Origin of the sequence: Neisseria bacilliformis (assembly GCF_014055025.1) — a bacterium.
Taxonomy (GTDB): Bacteria; Pseudomonadota; Gammaproteobacteria; order Burkholderiales; family Neisseriaceae; genus Neisseria; species Neisseria bacilliformis.
In genome coordinates, this window is record NZ_CP059571.1 from 1,053,347 (window position 1) to 1,069,708 (window position 16,362).

The 16,362-nt window shown below is 58.8% G+C and carries 18 protein-coding genes and 1 pseudogene; 5 read left to right on the top strand and 14 right to left on the bottom strand.

Annotated elements, in window-relative coordinates; translation table 11 throughout:
* The first annotated feature begins 52 nt into the window (after positions 1–52).
* A complete protein-coding gene (locus H3L91_RS05310; protein ID WP_007342553.1) occupies positions 53–1,657 on the top strand; it encodes a tetratricopeptide repeat protein in 1,605 nt (534 codons plus the stop codon).
* 311 nt (positions 1,658–1,968) lie between these two features.
* On the opposite strand, the gene dinB is transcribed toward H3L91_RS05310, so the two are convergent.
* The 7 genes from dinB to hscB form a co-directional block, all read right to left on the bottom strand.
* Entirely contained in the window at positions 1,969–3,045 is a 1,077-nt protein-coding gene (dinB, locus tag H3L91_RS05315; protein WP_007342555.1) for a DNA polymerase IV, read from the bottom strand.
* A 159-nt stretch (positions 3,046–3,204) separates the two neighbouring features.
* On the bottom strand, positions 3,205–3,993 hold the full coding sequence (locus tag H3L91_RS05320) for a polyamine aminopropyltransferase (protein WP_007342556.1): 789 nt from the start codon (positions 3,991–3,993) through the stop codon (positions 3,205–3,207).
* Entirely contained in the window at positions 3,993–4,190 is a 198-nt protein-coding gene (gene iscX, locus H3L91_RS05325; RefSeq protein ID WP_007342557.1) for a Fe-S cluster assembly protein IscX, read from the bottom strand. The genes H3L91_RS05320 and iscX overlap by 1 nt, the downstream gene beginning before the upstream one ends.
* Before the next feature lie 238 nt (positions 4,191–4,428).
* Positions 4,429–4,770: an ISC system 2Fe-2S type ferredoxin gene (fdx, locus tag H3L91_RS05330; RefSeq protein WP_040658848.1), complete on the bottom strand. Its 342-nt coding sequence runs from the start codon at positions 4,768–4,770 to the stop codon at positions 4,429–4,431.
* Between the two features lie 112 nt (positions 4,771–4,882).
* Positions 4,883–5,260 carry a TIGR02328 family protein gene (locus tag H3L91_RS05335; protein ID WP_007342559.1) on the bottom strand — a complete coding sequence of 126 codons (378 nt, stop codon included), beginning with the start codon at positions 5,258–5,260 and terminating at the stop codon, positions 4,883–4,885.
* Positions 5,261–5,354: 94 nt separating this feature from the next.
* On the bottom strand, positions 5,355–7,217 hold the full coding sequence (hscA, locus tag H3L91_RS05340) for a Fe-S protein assembly chaperone HscA (protein WP_007342560.1): 1,863 nt from the start codon (positions 7,215–7,217) through the stop codon (positions 5,355–5,357).
* 55 nt (positions 7,218–7,272) lie between these two features.
* The gene (gene hscB / locus H3L91_RS05345) at positions 7,273–7,782 is read right to left on the bottom strand and encodes a Fe-S protein assembly co-chaperone HscB (protein WP_007342561.1); all 510 of its coding nucleotides are present in this window, start codon (positions 7,780–7,782) and stop codon (positions 7,273–7,275) included.
* A gap of 70 nt (positions 7,783–7,852) precedes the next feature.
* Between hscB and H3L91_RS05350 the strand changes: the two are divergent.
* A pseudogene (locus H3L91_RS05350) lies at positions 7,853–8,076 on the top strand (alternative ribosome-rescue factor A).
* Here H3L91_RS05350 and iscA read toward each other — a convergent pair.
* The 7 genes from iscA to iscR all read right to left on the bottom strand — a co-directional run bounded on the left by iscA (position 8,036) and on the right by iscR (position 11,775).
* Positions 8,036–8,356, bottom strand: a complete 321-nt coding sequence (gene iscA, locus H3L91_RS05355; protein WP_007342563.1) for an iron-sulfur cluster assembly protein IscA — start codon at positions 8,354–8,356, stop codon at positions 8,036–8,038. The pseudogene H3L91_RS05350 and the gene iscA overlap by 41 nt on opposite strands.
* 53 nt (positions 8,357–8,409) lie before the next feature.
* Positions 8,410–8,658, bottom strand: coding sequence for a hypothetical protein (locus H3L91_RS05360; RefSeq protein ID WP_007342564.1), 249 nt, complete (start codon positions 8,656–8,658; stop codon positions 8,410–8,412).
* A gap of 95 nt (positions 8,659–8,753) precedes the next feature.
* A complete protein-coding gene (gene iscU, locus H3L91_RS05365) occupies positions 8,754–9,146 on the bottom strand; it encodes a Fe-S cluster assembly scaffold IscU (RefSeq protein ID WP_007342565.1) in 393 nt (130 codons plus the stop codon).
* Between the two features lie 68 nt (positions 9,147–9,214).
* Positions 9,215–9,343, bottom strand: a complete 129-nt coding sequence (locus H3L91_RS12465; protein ID WP_002234986.1) for a hypothetical protein — start codon at positions 9,341–9,343, stop codon at positions 9,215–9,217.
* Between the two features lie 198 nt (positions 9,344–9,541).
* Entirely contained in the window at positions 9,542–10,009 is a 468-nt protein-coding gene (locus H3L91_RS05370; RefSeq protein WP_007342567.1) for a hypothetical protein, read from the bottom strand.
* A 76-nt stretch (positions 10,010–10,085) separates the two neighbouring features.
* Complete coding sequence (locus H3L91_RS05375; protein ID WP_003764834.1) at positions 10,086–11,300, bottom strand: IscS subfamily cysteine desulfurase; 1,215 nt, start codon at positions 11,298–11,300, stop codon at positions 10,086–10,088.
* 31 nt (positions 11,301–11,331) lie between these two features.
* On the bottom strand, positions 11,332–11,775 hold the full coding sequence (gene iscR, locus H3L91_RS05380) for a Fe-S cluster assembly transcriptional regulator IscR (protein WP_040659457.1): 444 nt from the start codon (positions 11,773–11,775) through the stop codon (positions 11,332–11,334).
* Positions 11,776–12,019: 244 nt separating this feature from the next.
* Between iscR and H3L91_RS05385 the strand changes: the two genes are divergently transcribed.
* The 3 genes from H3L91_RS05385 to H3L91_RS05395 all read left to right on the top strand — a co-directional run bounded on the left by H3L91_RS05385 (position 12,020) and on the right by H3L91_RS05395 (position 16,213).
* Positions 12,020–13,189, top strand: a complete 1,170-nt coding sequence (locus H3L91_RS05385; protein WP_040659459.1) for an alpha-hydroxy acid oxidase — start codon at positions 12,020–12,022, stop codon at positions 13,187–13,189.
* 637 nt (positions 13,190–13,826) lie between these two features.
* Positions 13,827–14,420 carry a hypothetical protein gene (locus H3L91_RS05390; protein WP_007342570.1) on the top strand — a complete coding sequence of 198 codons (594 nt, stop codon included), beginning with the start codon at positions 13,827–13,829 and terminating at the stop codon, positions 14,418–14,420.
* A gap of 638 nt (positions 14,421–15,058) precedes the next feature.
* Entirely contained in the window at positions 15,059–16,213 is a 1,155-nt protein-coding gene (locus tag H3L91_RS05395; RefSeq protein WP_007342574.1) for an ATP phosphoribosyltransferase regulatory subunit, read from the top strand.
* Positions 16,214–16,362: the final 149 nt, after the last annotated feature.

Genomic DNA, 16,362 nt, shown 5'->3' on the forward strand with positions numbered 1-16,362 from the left:
CCGGCTGCCTGCGCCTGTATAATCGCCGCTTTGCGCAAACAGGCCGTCTGAAATGACCGAATCCCGTTTTTCCTTTCTCGAGCGTTATCCCCATTTCCCCGCCGCACTGGCCAAAAAAGCGCGGGAAGCCGAGGCAGACTGTCCCGGGCGTTTCGGCGCGTCGCTCGTCGCCTGCCGCACCGCTGCGGAAAAAATCACCGAATTCCTCCTGATTCAAACCGGCCTGCCCGCCAAAGGCATGATTGCCAACCCGTTTTACAGCCCCGCCAACCCGCGCTCCAAACCCGAATTGGATTTGTCCAAACAGGCCGACCGCCTGTTTGTGCTGCTCAAAGAAGAAATCATCAGCTATCAGGACAAAACCGAACGCTTCGACTTCATCCGCCTCAAAGGCAACGCCGCCGCCCACGAAGACGCGGAAAACCCCTACACCGAAGCCGATGCCGCCGCCGCGCTCGACCACCTCCACGCCCTGTGCCGCCAACTGGCCGAACATTATCCTGCCGCGCAGCCGCCGCGCGCGCCGCGCTGTTTCGCCAATCCCGCTGCCGCGCCGCAGGCGGCCGTGCAGCGTCTGCAAAACCGCGCCGCACCGTACCGCAGCGGTTCGGGTGTGGCCGCAGGCATGGCTATTGCGGCGGTTGTCGTCGGCGTTCTGTTTGCGTTTTACGTTTTGTCCGCCCTTGCCAAAAGGCCGTCTGAAAAACGCGAAACCGCCGCCGCGCCCGCCGCGCCCGCGCCCGAAAGCAACATCCTGCGCTACCCCGACGGCAGCGTCTATCGGGGCGGCATCGCCAACGGCCTGGCCGAAGCCGAAAACGGCAAAATCACCTATCCCGACGGCGGCACATGCGAAGGCCGCTTTTCCGGCGGCAAACTCAACGGCCAAGCCGTCTGCCGCTACGCCGACGGCGGCAGCTATCAGGGCGGCTTTGCCGACGGCCTGCGCAGCGGGCAAGGCAAAATCACCTATCCCGACGGCGTGGTTTACACCGGCGGCTTCTCCGGTGGCGACCCCGACGGGCAGGGCGAAATAACCGCCAGCAACAACCGCTATACCGGCTACGTTTCCCGGGACGGCATCCCCGCCGGTGAAGGCGTACTGATAACGGCCGACGGCGGCTGCGCAGGCCGTTTCACCCGCTCCGATGCCGCCTGCCGTTTTGACGACGGCAGCCGCTACCGTGGCGGGTTTGACGGGAAAAGCCTGAATTTCGCAGGGCAGGGCACCCTTACCAACGCGGAAGGGCGGATTCGTTTCAAGGGCGAATGGCGCGACGGCGAACCGGCAAAAAGCAGCCTCACGGAAGAAGAACGCCTGCGCATACAGGCCGAAGCGGGCGACGCCGAAGCGCAAAACGCCTTGGGCAACCTCTACGCGGAAGGAAAACAGGTTCCCAAAGACGACAAAACCGCCGCGCTGTGGTATTTCAAAGCCGCCAAACAGGGTCTGGCCGCCGCCCAGTACCAGCTCGGCACAATGTACGAACAGGGACGCGGCGTGGGCCGGGACACCGACGCGGCCGCCGCCTGGTATCTCGCCGCCGCCACGCAACACTACGCCCCCGCCGTCGCGCGTTTGAAGGCCACCGCCAAAACCGCACCGCCGGAAAAAAACCGCCCCTCCGGCGGCGACACGCTGGACGAGTTGTTCTGACCCGCACGTATTGCCCGAACGGCAGAGGCCGTCTGAAAAAACGGATTTTGTTTTTTCAGACGGCCTCTTGCCGTTAAGTAGGGTGTGTGGCGCAGCCACGCACGCGGTTTGGATTTTTGGAAAACGCGCGGATTCGTTGGGCGGCAGAGAGCGCGTGCGTCGCCGTGGGGCGACACACCCTACTTCCACGGTCGTCATTCCCGCGCAGGTGGGAATCTTGTTTGATATTCGGCAATATTTTGAATAAACAGGACATTGCCTGCGTTCCGCCAAGATTCCCGCCTGCGCGGGAATGACGGCAGAAGGTTTTTTCAGACGGCCTCTTCGTTTTGCGGCCATAAATCGGGCTGGATGCCGGGTTGTTCGAGGTGGGAGACGCCCAGGCCGATGAGGCGGTAGCCGCCTTCGGTGTCGGGCGGGATGCGGGCGGCGAGTTCGCGGGCGGCGGCGAGGAGGGCGGTGGTGTCGGGCAGGGGGGAGGAGTAGGTGAGGCTGCGGGTGAGGGTGCGGAAGCGGGCGGTTTTGAGTTTGAGGGTTACGCTGCGGGCGCGGCATTGTTTGCGTGCGGCCTGCGCCCAGAGGTCTGCGGCCAGGTGGGGCAGGTGTTGCAGGATGAGGGCGAGGGGCAGGTCTTCGGGCAGGGTGATTTCGGTGGAAATCTGGACGCGCTCGCGTTCGGCTTTGACGGGGCGGTTGTCGATGCCGCGCGCGAGGTCGTAGAGGCGGTAGCCCCATTTGCCGAAGAGGTTGGCCAGTTCGCCGCGTTCCATGCGGCGCAAGTCGCCGGCGGTTTTGAGGCCGAGGCGGTGCATTTTTTGCAGGGTTACTTTGCCGACGCCGGGGATTTTGCCCAGGGGCAGGGCGGCGAGGAAGGCTTCGATTTTCTGCGGGGGCAGGGAAAACTGGCCGTCGGGTTTGTGCCAGTCGGAGGCGATTTTGGCGAGGAATTTGTTGGGGGCGATGCCGGCGGAGGCGGTGAGGCCGGTTTCGGCGAGGATGTCGGCGCGGATGAGGCGGGCAATGTCGCCGGCGTAGGGGTGGTTTTGTTTGTTGCGGGTTACGTCGAGGTAGGCTTCGTCGAGGGAGAGGGGTTCGATGAGGTCGGTGTGCCGCCGGAAGATACCGTGTATTTGTTGGGAGACTTGGCGGTAGAGGGGGAACTGCGGCGGTACGAATACGGCTTGGGGGCAGCGGCGGCGGGCGGCGGCGGCGGACATGGCCGAGTGCAGGCCGAAGCGGCGGGCTTCGTAGGAGGCGGCGCAGACGACGGAGCGCGCTCCTTCCCAGGCGACGACGAGGGGTTGGCCGCGCAGTTCGGGGCGTTCGCGCAGTTCTACGGAGGCGTAGAAGGCGTCCATGTCGATGTGGATGATTTTGCGCTGCTGCATGTTGTGGGGCTTGGCGGTTTCGGTTTTCAGACGGCCTGATTGTGTTGTTTGGCAAGGGCTGTGTGCGCCGCTTTGGGGGTAAGAGGCCGTCTGAAAAGCGGGTTGGGGCTTAGGCGGTGTCGCGTTTGTTGCGCAATGCGGTTTCAGACGGCCTGCGGTTCAGAGGGTGAACGCGCTGCCGTTGTGGGGGTTGGCGGCTTTGGCGGCGGCAAGCAGGGCGGGGAAGTCGAGGCCGTATTGGCCGGCAAGTTTGGCGGCGCGTTTTTTCAGGGTGTCGAAGCGCAGTTCGCGCGGGGTGCGGCAGAAGGCGGTTACGGCGATGTTGCCGTGGGTTTCGGCGGGGATTTGCAGTACGCGGCCTTCAAAGGCGGCGGAGAGTTCGGCGAGGAAGCGGGGGTAGCGTTTGTCGCCGCTCCACCAGTTGGCGGCGAAGATGCCGTTTTCGGAAAGGGCGCGGCGGCAGTCGCGGAAGAATTCGGGGCATACGAGGCTGTCGATGATTTGTTCGCCGTCGAAGCCGTCAACCAGCAGGATGTTGGTGCCGCCGAGCAGGGTTTTGACGTATTGCGCGCCGTCGGCTTCGATGATTTCAAAGTGTTCGCCCTCAAAGGGCAGCTCGAACAGGCTGCGGGCGACGGCGATGACTTGGGGGTTGATTTCGACGACGCTTTGGCGGGTGTCGGGCAGGTGCGCGTCTATCCAGCGGGCGAACGAGCCGCCGCCGAGGCCGATTTGGGTGATGTGTGCGGGCGGGTCGGCAAACAGCAGCCAGCCCATCATGGCGCGGCTGTATGAGAGGACGAGTTCGGCGGGGTCGTCGAGGTTCATTGAGCTTTGGATGGTGTTGCTGCCCAGGTGCAGGGAGCGGATGTTGCCGGATTCGGAGATGCCGACTTCGGGCAGGGTGTTTTGGGCGGCGCGCAGGCGGCGGTAGGGGTGGCGGGGCATTATTCCGCCTCTTCGATCCAGGCCTGCTGCACGGCTTCGAGAATGCGCTCGCCGCAGCGGGCGGGGTCGTCGTCGAACTCGGGTAGGGCGAGAATCATGTCGCGCAGTTGGGTGAAGCGCAGGGTTTTCGGGTCGATGGTGTCGCCGTGCAGGTCGTAGAGTTCTTCGGCGATGCGTTGGGTGTCGGTCCATTTCATGAGGGTGCTCCTTGTGGCGTGGCGGGAAGGGTGGTTGTGTTTCAGACGGCCTTGGGTATCGGCGTTTTGGCCGTTTGCGCCGGAATATGTCTCAATGCCGTCATTCCCACGCAGGCAGGAATCTTGTTGCGGATTGGATATTGGTTTGTTTTTTAAAGCATTATTGAATACTGACCAAGATTCCCGCCTACGCGGGAATGACGTCGGCCGGGGGTGTTTCAGACGGCCTTTTGTCTGTTTAATGATCTTCGCGGGCGTGGTTGATGGTGTATTTGGGGATTTCGACCACCAAGTCTTCATCGGCGACGACGGCCTGGCAGCTCAGGCGCGAGTCGGCTTCCAAGCCCCAGGCCTGGTCGAGCAGGTCTTCTTCGAGTTCGGTCGGCTCTTCCATGCTGTCGAAGCCTTTACGGATAATCACGTGGCAGGTGGTGCAGGCGCAGGATTTTTCGCAGGCGTGGTCGACTTCGATATCGTGATCGAGCAAAACGTCGAGCACGGTTTGGCCCTCGGGGGCGTTTTCGATGACTGCGCCTTCGGGGCAGAGGACGGCGTGTGGCAATACGGTGATTTTGGGCATTGTTGTTTTCTCTTTAATGAAGGTGGTTTGGTTTGTGTTTGATGGTTTCAGACGACCTTGGCGGCTGTTTTTTAAAATATTGCTTACCGTGTGCGTGGCAGACCCGCACACCCTATACGGAGTCGGCAGGCAGAATAATGCCTTTGCTTTTGAGGTTGTCGAGGCATTCTTGCAGATAGTCGTCGTTGTGTTCTGGGTAAATCGGGCTACCGGCGGGCGCGGGGTTGTCGTGTTCGTAGGGCGGCAGGGTTTTGCCGCGATGGCGCGGGTTGAGCCATTGTTGGTCGGGTTTGTAGCCTCGTTTGGCCATTTCCTGCATGATGAGCAGGTGGTAGCGGTAGAGCAGGTAGGGCGGATGGCGGAAAACGTAGTTTACCGTGGCATGCGGCCTGCCCCAGCCCGCGCCGCGCAGGGCGGCGCATTCGCGGTGCTGGCCCAGAAGCTGGGAGTGGGGCAGGCGGGGGATGAGGGTTTCGTGCCAGAGTCTCATATATATTGTGTTGCGTGTGTTTTAACTTCGTTGAAGCTGTGTTTTCAGACGGCCTTTGTTTTAAAACACAAAAGGTCGTCTGAAAGGGGTTGATTCAAATATCGTCGATACTCTGCCCCGCCAGTGCGCGTTGGATGTTGCGGTTCATGCGTTTGGCGGCGAAGTTGTCGGTGCTTGCGCCGAGGGCGGCGGTGGCGGCGCGAATGTCTTCGGCTGTGCCGTTTTTCAGACGGCCTTCGAGGGCGGCGATGTCGTTTCGGATGGCGGCAAGCTCGGTTTCGCCAAGCAGGTCGGCATCGAGTTTGAGCGCGGCGGACACGGCACCGAGCAGGCTTTCGGCTTCGACGGCGGCTTCGGCACGGGCGCGGGCGGCCATGTCGTCTGAAGCCTTGCTCATGCTCTCTTGCAGCATTTTGGTGATGGTTTCGTCGTCGAGGCCGTAGGAGGGTTTGACTTCGATCTGCGCCTGAACGCCGGTAGACTGCTCTTGCGCGGACACGGATAACAGGCCGTCGGCATCGACTTGGAAGGTTACGCGGATACGCGCCGCGCCGGCGGTCATCGGCGGAATGCCGCGCAGGGTGAATTTGGCGAGGCTGCGGCAGTCGGCCACCAGCTCGCGCTCGCCCTGCACGACGTGGACGGTCATGGCGGTTTGGCCGTCTTTGAATGTGGTGAAATCCTGTGCGCGGGCGGTGGGGATGGTGGCATTGCGCGGGATGATTTTTTCGGCCAGACCGCCGTAGGTTTCGAGGCCGAGCGAGAGGGGGATGACATCGAGCAGCAGCCATTCGCCGCCGCTTTTGTTGCCCGCCAGCACATCGGCCTGCATGGCTGCGCCGAGCGCGACGACTTCGTCGGGGTTGAGGTTGTTGAGCGGGGTTTGGCCGAAGAAGGTGGCGACGGCCTGCTGGACGTGCAGCATTCGGGTCGAGCCGCCAACCATAATCACGCCTTTGATGTCGGATTTGGACACGCCCGCGTCTTTCAATGCCTGTTTCACCGGCTCGATGGTTTTTTGCACGAGATGGCGGGTGAGGTCGTGAAATTCTTGACGGGTAACGGTGGCGCGGAACGCTCGGCCGTCTGAAAACGCGGTTTCGATCAGGGCTTCGGGTTCGCGGGTGAGGGTTTCTTTGGCGCGGCGGCAGAGGGCGAGCAGGTGGCTGCCGTCTTGTTCGTTAAGCTGCGAGAGGCCGTGCTGTTCGAGCAGGTGGCAGAACAGGCGTTGGTCGAAATCGTCGCCGCCGAGCGCGCTGTCGCCGTTGGTGGCCTTGACTTGGAACAGCCCTTTGCTCAATTCGAGCACGGATACGTCGAGCGTGCCGCCGCCGAGGTCGTACACGACAAACGTGCCTTCCGAGCCGTTGTCGAGGCCGTAGGCGATGGCGGCGGCGGTAGGCTCGTTGAGCAGGCGCAATACGTTTAATCCGGCCAGTCGCGCCGCGTCTTTGGTGGCCTGGCGTTGCGCGTCATCGAAATAGGCGGGCACGGTAATCACTGCGCCGACGAGTGCGCCGCCCAAACTTTCTTCGGCGCGGGTTTTGAGGGTTTTGAGGATTTCAGACGACACTTCGATGGGCGTTTTGAGGCCGTGGCGGGTGTGAAGCTCGATCACTTGGCCGCTTTGGCCGAAACGGTAGGGCAGGTAGTGCGGCTGCTGCGACAAATCGGCCAGCGTGCGGCCGATCAGGCGTTTGGCCGAGCTGACGGTGTTGAGCGGGTCGGTTTTTTGTTCGGCAAGGGCTTCGTAGCCGACACGGATTTGGTCGTCTGAAAGATAGCGCACGACCGAGGGTAGGGTAACGCGGCCTTGTTCGTCGGGCAGACAGCTTGCGCTGCCGCTTTTGACGGTGGCGACAAGGCTGTTGGTCGTGCCCAAGTCGATGCCGACGGCGAGGCGGTGCTGGTGTGGCGCGGCAGACATGCCGGGTTCGGCGATTTGGAGGAGTGCCATAGTGATGTTGTGTGTGTGGTGGGATAAAAAAAACGGGCGGTCTGTTTTCTTGTTTTCAGACGGCCTCTGCGGATGCGGAAATTTCTTTGGCCAGCTTGTCGAGGAAACGCCCCTGCCGCACCAGTTGCGCGGCTTCTTCGTATTGCCGCGCGGCAAACGCCTGTTGTAGGCTGCGCAGCAATTCCTGTTGCGCGGCGGCGGTTTCTCCGCTTAACGCAGCCAGCGCGGCCCGGTCTTGTTCCGCGCGGGCTTCGGCCAGCGTTTCGCGCCATTCCATCTGCTGCATGAGAAACTCGGGGGCGAAGGAGGTGTGTTCGGGCGCGTCGGCATCGATGCCCTGCTGTTTGAGCAGGTAGGCGGCGCGGTCGGTGGGGTTTTTGAGGGTGCGGTAGGCTTCGTTGACGGTGGCCGACATCATCACGGCCTGTTTCTGCTCGAATGCGGACGCGGCGGCGCAGCGGTCGGGATGGAAACGGGCGGCGAGTGCGCGGTAGCGGGTTTCCAGTTCGGCTTCGTCGAGTGCGAAGCCTTCGGGCAGTTGGAACAAATCGAAGTATTGGCTCATGATTCTTTCTTCTTGCTGTTTCAGACGACCTTTTTTATAATCTGCCACCGTTTAAACGAAAGGAAAAACAATGGCTTCAAAATTTCAGCACAATAAGGGCAAAATCCGCGACAACGCGCTCAAAGCCCTGGTGAGATCCAATCTGTTCCGGCATAAAACACAGCAGAACAAGAAAGGCAAAGGCAGTTACAACAGGCAGGCTGCGAAAAAATGGCGGGACGGTTTTGGCAACTGTCCCGTCTTTTTTTGCGGTTTAAACGTGGAAACTTTCGCCGCAGCCGCATGAGTCTTTGACATTCGGGTTTTCAAATTTGAAACCTTCCTGCAAGCCTTCTTTGGTGTAATCGACCTGAGTGCCGTCGAGATAGACGAGGCTTTTCGGGTCGATAAACACTTTTGCGCCGTGTTCTTCAAATACCAGGTCTTCGGCATTGGGCTCATCGACAAATTCGAGATTGTAGGCCATGCCCGAGCAGCCGCTGGTTTTCACGCCCAAGCGCACGCCGAGACCTTTGCCGCGTTTGGTCAGATAGCTGTTGATGTATTTGGCGGCGTTTTCTGTGATGGTGATCATGTTTTTCTTTTTCCTTTGCTTGGTTTTTCAGACAGCCTTTTCGGATTTTGCCGTTAAAGGCCGTCTGAAACGGTTTGCTTTGCCCATGCGACTGCGGCGGTGATGGCGGCTTTGGCCTGCGGGCTGTTTTTCCAGCAGCTCGAGCCGGTCAGGTTTGCGCCTTGTTGCAGAATGTCGGCGGGATCGGCCGCCGCCAGTTTTGCCGCGTCGTTCAAACCCATTTGCTGCAAGCGTTGCAATACGGTTTTTCCTACGCCTTTTACGGCAAGCAGGCTGCTGATTTGCGCTTCGGTAAAGGGCATGGCGTTTCCTTGCTGTGAAACTTGGTTTCAGATGGCCTTATATCTGCATTTTGGCTCAAAGGCCGTCTGAAAACCTGTTTGCAAGATTAAGGCGTTTACGCGGAAGCGGTTTCTTTTTTCTTGCGGTAGTCGGCCACGGCGGCTTTGACCGCGTCTTCGGCCAGAATCGAGCAGTGAATTTTCACCGGCGGCAGTTCGAGCTCTTCGGCGATTTCGCTGTTTTTGATGGCCAGCGCGTCATCGAGGCTTTTGCCTTTGACCCATTCGGTAATCAGGCTGGACGAGGCGATGGCCGAGCCGCAGCCGTAGGTTTTGAATTTGGCGTCTTCGATGATGCCGGCATCGTTTACCTTGATTTGCAGGCGCATCACGTCGCCGCAGGCCGGTGCGCCGACCATGCCGGTGCCGACGGAATCGTCGCCCTTGTCGAAAGTACCGACGTTGCGGGGGTTTTCATAGTGGTCGATTACTTTATCGCTGTATGCCATGATGTGGTTTCCTTAATGTTTTTGATAGTTTAAGTAGTTTGTTTGCCGATTTTCAGACGGCCTGAAGTTTAGATTTTGCACGCGCCGCCTTCGCAGCCGTCGTCGTTTTCTGAATCGACGCCGCCTTCCACGGTAACGCCGTCAAAATCTTCAAGCAGGTTGTCGAGATTGTCCAAATCTAAATCTTGTTCGTTCATGGATTGCATCCTTGGTTTGAAGGTTGTGGCTTTTCGGTCGTCTGAAAAGGTCTTTATATGGTTTTCAGACGACCTTTTTTGTTTTTAATATGCAGGTTAAGTTGCCAAACCTAACGTTTCGAGTGGTTTAACGGATTTGTTGGGTTTCCCCACATCTGCTGCATTTTTACTTTTAAGATGTAAATATAGATTGGGTATTTAGCGCAATCTAGTTGGTTTATGACTAACTACATCATATTCCCAAAGTTCAACATCTTCAGGGATAAGATGAGAATACCGCTGTAGATAATACTGGGCTAAAGTTTTTTTAAGTTTGGAATTAAAATCTTTTTGCACAAACATTATTTTTCGATATTCACTTGGAGCAAGTAAAAAATAGAACATTGCCTCATTCCAAACAGTCAGTTTTGCACTTGGTACCTTACCACTATCCGTCCATGTATGTGATTTGCATTCAACTAGTATTTTTTTAGTATCGTAATCGCAGCCCAAATCAAAATTATGTTCTTTTTTTACTTCTCCTGCACCAATACTTAATTTGAAGTTTCTCGTTAAATCTAACCTTTCTGCTTGAGCAAAATATTGTTCAGCCCAGACTTCAAATTCTCTACCTACGGATGCATTGGAAGAAGCATTTTTGCGTTGAAACCGTAAATTTTTTTCCATATATATTTCATAAGTTATATGGCTTCGAAACGTGAATACCTGTGTTCACGTTTCATTGCTCTATTTACAAGCCAATTTAATGCGCCGCCCATTCAATCGAGTTCAAATCAATACCGTCTTTGAACATTTCCCACAGCGGCGACAGTTCGCGCAGTTTGCCGATTTTGGATTTGATCAGTTCTGCTGCGAATTGCACTTCTTCTTCGGTGGTCATGCGGCCGAAGGTGATGCGCAGGGATGAGTGTGCCAGTTCGTCATTACGGCCGAGCGCGCGCAGGACGTAGCTGGGTTCGAGTGAGGCGGAGGTGCAGGCGGAGCCGCTGGATACGGCGAGTTCTTTCACCGCCATAATCAGGCTTTCGCCTTCGACGAAGTTGAAGCTGACGTTCAGGTTATTCGGGGCGCGGTGTTCGAGGTCGCCGTTGATATAGACTTCTTCGATGCCTTCGATGCCTTTGAGGAAGATGTCGCGCAGTTTGCGGTAGTGCGCCATGTCTTGCTCGAGTTCTTCTTTGGCGATGCGGAAGGCTTCACCCATGCCGACGATTTGGTGGGTCGGCAGGGTGCCGGAACGGAAACCGCGCTCGTGGCCGCCGCCGTGCATTTGGGCTTCGAGGCGGACGCGGGGTTTGCGGCGGACGTACAGTGCGCCGATACCTTTTGGACCGTATACTTTATGACCGGACATGGACAACAGGTCGATTTTGGCGGCTTCTACGTCAACAGGCACTTTGCCGCAGGCTTGGGCGGCATCGACGTGGAAGATGATTTTGCGTTCGCGGCAGATTTCGCCGATGGCGGGAATGTCTTGCACGACACCGATTTCGTTGTTCACCCACATTACGGAAATCAGGATGGTGTCGTCGCGGATGGCGGCTTTGAGTTCTTCCAAATCGATTAAACCGTTTTCTTGTACGCCGAGGTAGGTTACTTCAAAGCCTTGGCGTTCGAGTTCGCGCATGGTGTCGAGCACGGCTTTGTGTTCGGTTTTGACGGTGATGAGGTGTTTGCCTTTGGTTTTGTAGAAGTTTGCCGCGCCTTTGATGGCGAGGTTGTCGGACTCGGTCGCGCCGCTGGTAAAGATGATTTCTTTGGGGTCGGCGTTGATCAGCGCGGCAATGTCGGCGCGGGCTTTTTCGACGGCTTCTTCTGCTTCCCAGCCGAATGCGTGGCTGTTGGAAGCGGGGTTGCCGAAGGTTTCGGTCAGATAGGGAATCATTTTTTCGGCAACGCGTTTGTCAACGGGGGTTGTGGCGGCGTAGTCGAGATAGACGGGGGTTTTGACGGTCATGGTTTGGTCTTCCTTTTGATGTGTTTGTGTGTCAGTTTATGTAGGTGAGGCTGACGGCCTTGCCGGAATGGTGGTCTTTTTGGCTGAGCACGGTTTCCAAGGTTACGCTGCTGAGGTATTGGTTGATGGTGCGGTTCAGGTTTTCCCACAAATCGTGCGTGAGGCAGGGTGCGCCGTTGTGGCAGTTGGTTTTGCCGCTGCACAGGGTGGCGTCGAGTTTGTCTTCTGCGGCGGTGATGATTTGCGCGATGCTGATGTTGCGCGCGTCGGCGGCCAGAATGTAGCCGCCGCCCGGGCCGCGTATGCTGTCCACCAGGCCGGCGCGGCGCAGTTTGCCGAATAATTGTTCGAGGTAAGACAGGGAGATGTTTTGGCGTTCGCTGATGTCGTTGAGCTTGACCGCGCCTTTTTGCGCGTGCATGGCCAAGTCGAGCATGGCGGTAACGGCGAAGCGTCCTTTGGTAGTCAGTCGCATGGTTTGTGCTGTTATTTTTTTGTCGGGCGGGATTGTGCGATAGTTGAGTGAATCAGTCAAGTATTTGCATCTTTCTTGACAAAAATCAAATAGTAATAGCATTTTAAATGATAAGTGTTTGCGAAATTTGGCCGATTCGGATAAAGTGCGCGGATTCCGCTTATGGAAAAGGCCGTCTGAAAAACAAAAATGCAGGACGGCAACCGAATCCGAACCGACCAACCAAACGAAAGGAAAAGGGCAGATGCGCGATTTAAGCAAAATGACCTGTATCGAAGACCTGCGCCGCGTAGCGAAATTCAAAATGCCGAAGATGTTTTACGACTACATCGACTCCGGCTCGTGGACGCAGCACACCTACCGCGCCAACACCACCGATTTCGCGCCCATCGAATTCCGCCAGCGCGTGCTGGTAAACATGGAAGGGCGTTCGCTGGAAAGCGAAATGATCGGGCAGAAAGTGAAAATGCCGCTGGCCATCGCGCCGACCGGCTTCACCGGCATGGCCTGGGCCGACGGCGAAATCCACGCCGCGCGGGCGGCGGAAAAATTCGGTGTGCCGTTTTCCCTGTCCACCATGTCCATCTGCTCGATTGAAGACGTGGCCGAAAACACCTCCGCGCCGTTCTGGTTCCAGCTTTACGTCATGCGCGACCGAGAATTTATGGAAAACCTGATCAAACGCGCGCAGGATGCCAAATGCTCCGCCCTTATCCTCACCGCCGATTTGCAGGTGCTCGGCCAGCGCCACAAAGACATCAAAAACGGCCTGTCCGCGCCGCCCAAGCCCACCATCATGAACTGCATCAACCTGGCAACCAAATGGGAATGGTGCTGGAACATGCTGCACACCGAGCGCCGCACCTTCCGCAACATCGTCGGCCATGCCAAAAATGTCGGCGATTTGTCCTCGCTCTCGTCTTGGACATCCGAGCAGTTCGACCCGCGCCTGTCGTGGGACGACGTTGCCCGCATCAAAGACCTGTGGGGCGGCAAACTCATCATCAAAGGCATTATGGAACCCGAAGACGCCGAACTGGCCGTCAAACACGGCGCGGACGCGATCGTCGTCTCCAACCACGGCGGCCGCCAGCTCGACGGCGCGCCTTCCACCATCGACGCCCTGCCCGACGTCGTACAGGCCGTGGGCAGCCAAACCGAAGTGTGGCTCGACAGCGGCATCCGCAGCGGCCAAGACATGCTCAAAGCCTGGGCCATGGGCGCGCGCGGCTTCCTCACCGGCCGCGCCTTCCTCTACGGCCTGGGCGCATACGGCGAAGACGGCGTGCGCCGTGCCCTAGAAATCATGTACAACGAAATGGACGTAACCATGGCCTTCACCGGCCACCGCAACCTCTCCGAAGTGGACAAAAACATCTTGGTCGAAGGCACATACCCCCTGCCGCGCCGCTGATTGTCTGCAAATAAAGCGACAAAATGCAAACAGGCCGTCTGAAAACCGATTTTCAGACGGCCTGTCTGTCAAACCACGGCACATTGGGTAAGCTAGTGTAGGGTGTATCGCCCCCGAAGCGGCGCACGCGTTCTCTGCCGCCCAGCAAATTCGTGCCTTTCCCAAAAGCTCAAACCGCGTGCGTGGCTTGCGCCACAGACCCTACCTCAACGGCAGAGGCCGTCTGAAAAACGGAAAACGGTTTTTCAAACGGCCTGTTCCATCCAACCCATACCGAATCCAAAGTAGGGTGTGTCGCCCCGAGGCGACGCACGCGTTCTCTGCCGCTTCAACAAATCCGCGCCTTCCCAGCAACTCAAACCGCGTGCGTGGCTTGCGCCACACACCCTACCTAACGGCAAAGGCCGTCTGAAAACGCCGCAAATACGGTTTTACCCGCACCGAAGCTGTGTTTTAACTTCGTTGAAGCTGCGCTTTCAGACGGCCTAAACATTCAAGAGCCGCTTGGCTTGCCAAGCCCGACGGTTTTGGGAATTTTCGGGAATTGTTGAGTCTGGATTCAAGCTATGCCTGCTTGGTAAACTACGAGCCTATCCGACTGCCGTCATTCCCAACCTCATTCATTAAGGACAAGTCCATGCAGCAATTTCCCATCCGCCTTCCCGCCAAGCGGCTTGCCGTCGGCGGCATAGGCGGCTTCAATATCAATTTGGCGGTTGCCGTTGATTTTACTCTATTGCTGGTGTCCGTCCTCTGCATCGCACAGGCCGCCGCCTTTACCGCCGCACCGCAGCCGCCAAACAGTTTCGGCAGCCTGTTGTTGCTGGCTGCCGTCGGTATAGGACTGACTGCCTATTTCTGCCTCGTCCGCATACCGCAAACCCTGCGCCTGAGCCGCAATGTCCGCGCCATCCTCCAAGCCCTCAACCGCCCCGAAGCGCAGCCGTGGAAGCTGGTCGCCATCCCGTTTTACGTTTCACGCCATACCCGCAGCCAAACCTTTTACGCCTACAACGCCGAAATCGGCGGGCAGACGCAGGAAATCGAATTTTCCGGCAACAGCTTTGAACCCGTGCGCTACCACGGCAACTGCCTCGCGTTCGCCCCGCGCCACGGCGGCGCAGCCGTCCCCATCGATACCGCCCTGCGCACCATACGCGGCCTGACCCGAGCCGAACGGCGCGAAATGATCCGTCAAATTGAAGAGCTGGTTGAAGTCCAAATCCTCTGACAGTCAAGCAGACGCAGCCCAAGGTAGGGTCTGTCGCCCCGAGGTGGCGCACGCGTTCTCTGCCGCCAGCAAATCCGTGCCTTTCCCAAAAGCTCAAACCGCGTGCTACCTTGACAACAGAGGCCGTCTGAAAACCCTTATTCCGTCATTCCCGCGCAGGCGGGAATTTTGTTTGACATTCGGCAATGCTTGAAGAAACAGTCATTTGTGTTAAATCCTGCCAAGATTCCCGCCTGCGCGGGAATGACGGCGGGTCGGGACTTTGCAGGGTGTTGCCCCAAGGCAATGCACGCGGTTTCCGGGTTTGCGGGAAACGTGAGGATTCGTTGTACGTGGCTTGCGCTATTAGTGTCAAAGGCCGTCTGAAAACCGGCCAACATAGTTTTTCAGACGGCCTTCCGTTTCCCCAAAACCAAACACCCGCCCCCTCCAAAAACCGCGTGCGTCGCCCGGGGACGGCACACCCTGCCTCAACGGCAGAGGCCGTCTGAAAAGACAAAATCCGCTTTTCAGGCGGCCTCTGCCGCACGCCGCAGCGCACACTGCACAAAACGTTTTTTTATGTTAAAGTGCCGCTTTAAAAAACAATACAGACGCAGGGCGGCGTGCCGCTTTTTTTGTGCGTCGCAAACACCACCATGCAGTCTTGGCAACTTCCCGAATACGTCGCCGACATCCTGCCCACCGGGGCGCGGCAGCTTGAAAGCGCGAAAGAAAAAATCCTCGCCCTGTTCCGCTCGCACGGCTACGAGCTTGTGCATCCGCCGCTGCTCGAATACAGCGATTCCCTGCTCACCCACATCGATTCCGGCCTTTCCCTCAAAACCATCCGCATCGCCGACCAGCTCAGCGGCCGCCAGCTCGGCATCCGTGCCGACATCACGCCGCAGGTCGCCCGCATCGACGCGCATCTGTTGTCGGCCAACGACGGCATCAACCGCCTGTGCTACGCCGGCCCGGTGCTGCACGCCCGCCCCGAAGGCTTTTTGAGCACGCGCGAACCCTTGCAGGTGGGCGCGGAATTTTACGGCTACGCGGGCGTGGCGGCCGACATCGAAACCGTCGGCCTGATGCTCGACAGCCTCGCGGTGGCCGACTTCGGCGGCATCCTGCTCTCGCTCGGCCACATCGGCGTGTTCCGCGCGCTGGCCGCCGCCGCCGAGCTGGACGCGGCGCAGTCGGCCGCGCTGCTGGCCATGATGCAGGACAAGGACACCGCCGCCGTGCGCGTCCAAACCGAAGCATGGGGGCTGGACGGCATGTGGCGCAAAGCCTTCGCCCTGCTGCCCGCGCTCTACGGCGGGCGCGAAGTGCTGGCGGCGGCTCGGGAAAAACTGCCCGAACTCTCCGTCGTCGGCCGCGCCTTGGACGAAATCGAAGCCGTCTGCGCCGCCTTCCCGCAGCAGGACGTGCACATCGACCTGTCCGAATTGCGCGTAGACAACTACCACACCGGCCTGCTTTACGCCGCCTACGCCGCCGACGGCCACGACGCGCTGGCGCGCGGCGGGCGGTATGACGGGCTGGGCGGCTGTTTCGGCCGCGCCCGCCCGGCCACGGGGTTCAGCTTCGATTTGCGCAAATTCCTCGGCAGGCTGCCGCAGCACGAACGCCGCCCCGCCATCGCCGTGGATGCGGCGGATATGGCCGAAGCCGCCGAAGCCGTTGCCGCGCTGCGTGCGGCGGGCGAGGCGGTGGCGGTCGATTACGGCGTTCCTTCCAACAGCACCGTCGGCAGCACGCGCCGCCTGCGCAAACAGGACGGCGCGTGGGTGGTAACGGAGCAGCCTTGAACTGCGTTTCGCGTTTTCAGACGGCCTCATTGCCTCATTGCATACAGAGACCGTCTGAAAACGCGGTTTCGATGAAACCGGAGCAGCAGGGCAGGGTGGCTGTCTGCGCGAACGGGCATCGCGCCCCGCAAGAAGCCTTTGCAGACAAG

Bases quoted from the DNA above. Each gene is read 5' to 3' on its own strand.
- H3L91_RS05310 (WP_007342553.1), top strand. From the start codon at position 53: ATGACCGAATCCCGTTTTTCCTTTCTCGAGCGTTATCCCCATTTCCCC.
- dinB (WP_007342555.1), bottom strand. From the start codon at position 3,045: ATGCAGCAGCGCAAAATCATCCACATCGACATGGACGCCTTCTACGCC.
- H3L91_RS05320 (WP_007342556.1), bottom strand. From the start codon at position 3,993: ATGCCCCGCCACCCCTACCGCCGCCTGCGCGCCGCCCAAAACACCCTG.
- iscX (WP_007342557.1), bottom strand. From the start codon at position 4,190: ATGAAATGGACCGACACCCAACGCATCGCCGAAGAACTCTACGACCTG.
- fdx (WP_040658848.1), bottom strand. From the start codon at position 4,770: ATGCCCAAAATCACCGTATTGCCACACGCCGTCCTCTGCCCCGAAGGC.
- H3L91_RS05335 (WP_007342559.1), bottom strand. From the start codon at position 5,260: ATGAGACTCTGGCACGAAACCCTCATCCCCCGCCTGCCCCACTCCCAG.
- hscA (WP_007342560.1), bottom strand. From the start codon at position 7,217: ATGGCACTCCTCCAAATCGCCGAACCCGGCATGTCTGCCGCGCCACAC.
- hscB (WP_007342561.1), bottom strand. From the start codon at position 7,782: ATGAGCCAATACTTCGATTTGTTCCAACTGCCCGAAGGCTTCGCACTC.
- iscA (WP_007342563.1), bottom strand. From the start codon at position 8,356: ATGATCACCATCACAGAAAACGCCGCCAAATACATCAACAGCTATCTG.
- H3L91_RS05360 (WP_007342564.1), bottom strand. From the start codon at position 8,658: ATGCCCTTTACCGAAGCGCAAATCAGCAGCCTGCTTGCCGTAAAAGGC.
- iscU (WP_007342565.1), bottom strand. From the start codon at position 9,146: ATGGCATACAGCGATAAAGTAATCGACCACTATGAAAACCCCCGCAAC.
- H3L91_RS12465 (WP_002234986.1), bottom strand. From the start codon at position 9,343: ATGAACGAACAAGATTTAGATTTGGACAATCTCGACAACCTGCTTGAA.
- H3L91_RS05370 (WP_007342567.1), bottom strand. From the start codon at position 10,009: ATGGAAAAAAATTTACGGTTTCAACGCAAAAATGCTTCTTCCAATGCA.
- H3L91_RS05375 (WP_003764834.1), bottom strand. From the start codon at position 11,300: ATGACCGTCAAAACCCCCGTCTATCTCGACTACGCCGCCACAACCCCC.
- iscR (WP_040659457.1), bottom strand. From the start codon at position 11,775: ATGCGACTGACTACCAAAGGACGCTTCGCCGTTACCGCCATGCTCGAC.
- H3L91_RS05385 (WP_040659459.1), top strand. From the start codon at position 12,020: ATGCGCGATTTAAGCAAAATGACCTGTATCGAAGACCTGCGCCGCGTA.
- H3L91_RS05390 (WP_007342570.1), top strand. From the start codon at position 13,827: ATGCAGCAATTTCCCATCCGCCTTCCCGCCAAGCGGCTTGCCGTCGGC.
- H3L91_RS05395 (WP_007342574.1), top strand. From the start codon at position 15,059: ATGCAGTCTTGGCAACTTCCCGAATACGTCGCCGACATCCTGCCCACC.